2 protein-coding genes, 1 tRNA gene and 1 pseudogene are annotated in these 3,557 nt (G+C 65.6%); all 4 read right to left on the reverse strand.

Features of this window, described 5'->3' with window-relative positions:
* Nucleotides 1-19: 19 nt before the first annotated feature.
* Nucleotides 20-490 carry a Dps family protein gene (locus HMPREF1138_RS03340; RefSeq protein ID WP_009056527.1) on the reverse strand — a complete coding sequence of 157 codons (471 nt, stop codon included), beginning with the start codon at nt 488-490 and terminating at the stop codon, nt 20-22.
* Between the two features lie 703 nt (nt 491-1,193).
* Nucleotides 1,194-1,266 (reverse strand) — tRNA-Thr (locus HMPREF1138_RS03345).
* A gap of 111 nt (nt 1,267-1,377) precedes the next feature.
* Entirely contained in the window at nt 1,378-2,988 is a 1,611-nt protein-coding gene (locus tag HMPREF1138_RS03350) for an alpha/beta hydrolase (RefSeq protein ID WP_009056529.1), read from the reverse strand.
* Between the two features lie 37 nt (nt 2,989-3,025).
* Nucleotides 3,026-3,557: pseudogene (locus tag HMPREF1138_RS03355) on the reverse strand (DNA polymerase III subunit delta'); the annotation flags it as partial.

A 3,557-nucleotide genomic window follows, 5' to 3' on the forward strand; every position in this document is an offset into this window, starting at 1 on the left:
CCTGGCGGAGGTTGTCGGCTCAGGCCTGGCCGTTCTGCGAGCGGATGAACCACGCCTGCTGCTCGAGGCGGCGGATGTAGTCGTTGAGGATGTCGGCGGAGGCGGAGTCCTCGGCGTCGACCTTCTCGTGAACATCGCGCATGGTGCCGACGGTCGCGTTGATGGCGGCGACGGCGAGCTCCTCGGCGTCATCGGTCTTGACGAGCGTCTCGGGGACGGTCGGGAGGGTGTTGCGCTGGGCGACGACCTCGGGCAGGCCGTTGGGGACGACCTGGAGGGCGCGCATGCGCTCGGCGATCTCGTCGGAGGCCTCGCGGGCGATGTCAACGACATCGTCCAGGTAGAGGTGGAGCGAGCGGAAGCCCTCTCCGGTGATGTTCCAGTGCAGCTGCTTGCCCACGAGGGACAGCGCCGTGACGTCGGTCAGGACCTTCTGCAGGTTGCCTGCGAGAACGTCGGAAGCCTTGAAACCGGTGGACTCAACGGTCATGATGAATCTCCTCTGCTTGTGTGTTCGGAAACGGGGTCCGCCCTCGTGAGGCATCGCCCTGAAGACCCTTCTATCTTGGTCCTTTGGTCCCGCGATTGCTAGTGCTAACCACCCTTTAGTCAAATGTTTCACGATTGTGTCAAGCATCGGAATAGAGTCGCGTTTTTGGGCGTTATTACGACATAAGGACCTTCGCCCTACGAGCAAGGATTGCCTTACCAACCTACGACGAGGCCATGGTCACCTCACACTTTCGACTTCCACGAGCCCAGAGCCACCCCTGAGGGCAGGCATCACACAATGGCACTGCCAGGCCGAGGAGTCGACAGTCAGCAGAGGAAGCGAACCTACCCACTACACAAGTCGCACGTAATTTCCCTCGGTCAGTTTTTGAGAGCCCCTGAAATCGTTGCAATTCCAACGACATGAATTCAAATGTTGAAATAGTCAAAAGGGAATTACGTGCGACATTGTTGGGCAACCACTCATGGAGCCTCACCGAGAGCGCCTGGCTGACACCCAACGCCAATCCCGCGTTCAGAAACCTCACGAGACGGCCCACCACACACCCAAGCCACCACTATCCCACGCCAGAAAGCCGAAAACGCGCCACGCCACCACGTTGCGCCCTCTCACCCCCACACTCAGCCCAGGCCTCGTACATAGACGAAAACGTCCACCCCTGTAGGGGTGGACGCTTCTGAGCCGCCTGTGGGAATCGAACCCACGACCTATTCATTACGAGTGAATCGCTCTGCCGACTGAGCTAAGGCGGCCGCGCCTGTCGTTCCGTCTCCGGGGCGCGCAGGCAACGGCACAACTCTACTGGAAGGAGCGCCGACAGCGCAAACCAGGACGGCCGCCGACGGAATGTCGTGGGTCACTGCCTACTTGCACATGAGGCCGTCGGTCGGGACGGTGCCCTTGACCAGGTAGTCTTCGACGGCGTTGACTACGCACTGGTTGGCGCCGCGCCGGTAGGCGGTGTGACTCCAGCCTTCGACGGAGACGAGCACACCAGAGGCGAGCTGGCCGGACAGGCCCTGCGCCATCGTGTAGGGGGTGGCCGGGTCGTGGGTCGTGCCGATCACGACGATGGGGGCGGCGCCCTGCGCGGTGATGGGGTGGCGGTCGGCGTGGCGGGTGGGCCAGGCGGACAGCGCCGCGGAGGGGTAGCCGACGTATCGGCCGAGGATCGACAGTTCGCTCTTGAGGGCGGCGGCCTGGCTGACCCACTGCTCGGAGCTGCCTTCGGGCTCGTAGTCCAGGTTGTTGATCGCGTTGATGGCGTCGGCGGAGTTGTCCGCGTAGGTGCCGTCGGGGTTGCGCGAGTTCATCAGGTCGGCGATCGCAAGCATCGCGGTGCCGTCGCCCTTCTGCCACGCGGCGGCGAACGCCTGGGTGAGCTGGGGCCAGCGCGTCGTGTTGTACATGGACCCCGTCATGGCGGTGACGGCGAGCCCTTCGGTCAGGGGGCGATTCGGGTCGTTGGTTGTCAGCGGGTTCTTCTCGAGGGATTCCAGGAAGGAGCGGACGGTGGCGATGCCCTCTTCCCGGCTGTGTCCCATGGGGCACGAGGCCTGGGTGGCGCAGTCGCTGATCCACTGTTGGAGAGAGGCGTCGAGTCCGCGCATTTGGAGCGCGGAGATTTCGTCGACGCTGAGCGAGGGGTCCAGGGCGCCGTCGAGGACGAAGCGGCCGACGCGCTCGGGGAAGAGGCCGGCGTAGGTGGCGCCGAGGAAGGTGCCGTAGGAGTAGCCGAGGAGGTTGAGGGTCTCCTGGCCGAGCACCGCGCGCACCATGTCGAAGTCGCGCGCGGCGCTGGCGGTGTCGATGTGTTCGAAGAGGCTGCCGGAATGGGAGCGGCATCCGTCGGCGAGGGAGCGGGAGTCTTCCTTGACCTCGGCGATCGCGGATTGCGGGTTGTCGTCGGCGGTGTCGGTGTCTTCGCCGGCGTTGCGTTGGTCGCGTTCCTGGTCCGTCATGCAGAAGACGGGGGTGGAGGCGCCGACGCCGCGCGGGTCGAGGGCGACGATGTCGTAGGCCTTGACGACGGATTCACCCAGTCCGAGGGCGGCGTAGTAGGGCAGCGCGGAGACGACAGTGCCGCCGGGGCCGCCGGGGTTGACGAAGAGGACGGGGGCGTCTTTCTGCCCGGAGCGGTGGATGGCCAGGGCGAGGGAGATTTGGTCGCCGTCGGGGTTCGACCAGTCGAGGGGCGCTTTGAGGAAGGCGCACTGGTATTCGCTGGCGTCGGAGGAGTCAATGCCTTCGAATTGTTCGAAGGTGCCTTCGGTGCACACGCCCCACGTGATGGCCTGCTCGTAGTACGGCTGGGTGGACCCGGATTGGACGGGGATCGGCGCGGACGAGGCCGTGGCTGTGGTCGTGGGGACGGGTCCCCTGGGCTGGGTCCCGTAGTAGCCGACGACGGTCAGGACGATCGCGACGACGGCGAGGATCGCGACGGCTGCGACCGCGAAGGAGCGTGTCTTCATGGCCCCGATTGTATACGCTGAATCGCCGGGTCAGTTTTCAGGCCTGTGGGCGCAGGGAGATCGCCATGTCTTCGAGGACGAGGAGGGGGTTGCCGTTGGCGATGAGGCGCCGGCGCGCCGTCTCGATGTGGTCGACGCGCGCGAGGGTCTGGCGAGGCGTGGAATCCTGCGCAATCTCGTGCACCAGATCGGACAGGTCCGTGTTGATGAGCTCGCCGTCCCCGCCCACCTGGACCATGAGGACGTCGCGGTAGATCGCGAGCAGGTCGATGAGGGCGCGGTCGATCGCGTCGGTGAGGGCGCGCTTGGAGCGGCGCTTCTGATCTTCCTCGAGCTGGCGGATCATCGTGCGCGAGGCCTTGGTGGCGCTCTCTCCTTCCTCCATCCCGAGCTGGCGCAGCAGCTCGGCCTTTTCGCGGGCGTTGCGCTCGCTGACCTGGGCGTCGGCTTGGGCTTTCGCGGTCTCGAGGAGGCGGTCGGCGGCCATGACGGCCTCGCCGACGCTGCGCACGGAGGCGGGGGCGGTGATGATGGCGCGGCGGCGTTCGCGCATCTGGGGGTCGCGGGCG

Origin of the sequence: Actinomyces sp. ICM58 (assembly GCF_000283035.1) — a bacterium.
Lineage (GTDB): Bacteria > Actinomycetota > Actinomycetes > Actinomycetales > Actinomycetaceae > Pauljensenia.

Excerpts from the sequence above, each read along its gene's own strand:
- HMPREF1138_RS03340 (WP_009056527.1), bottom strand. The coding sequence starts at position 490 with ATGACCGTTGAGTCCACCGGTTTCAAGGCTTCCGACGTTCTCGCAGGC.
- HMPREF1138_RS03350 (WP_009056529.1), bottom strand. The coding sequence starts at position 2,988 with ATGAAGACACGCTCCTTCGCGGTCGCAGCCGTCGCGATCCTCGCCGTC.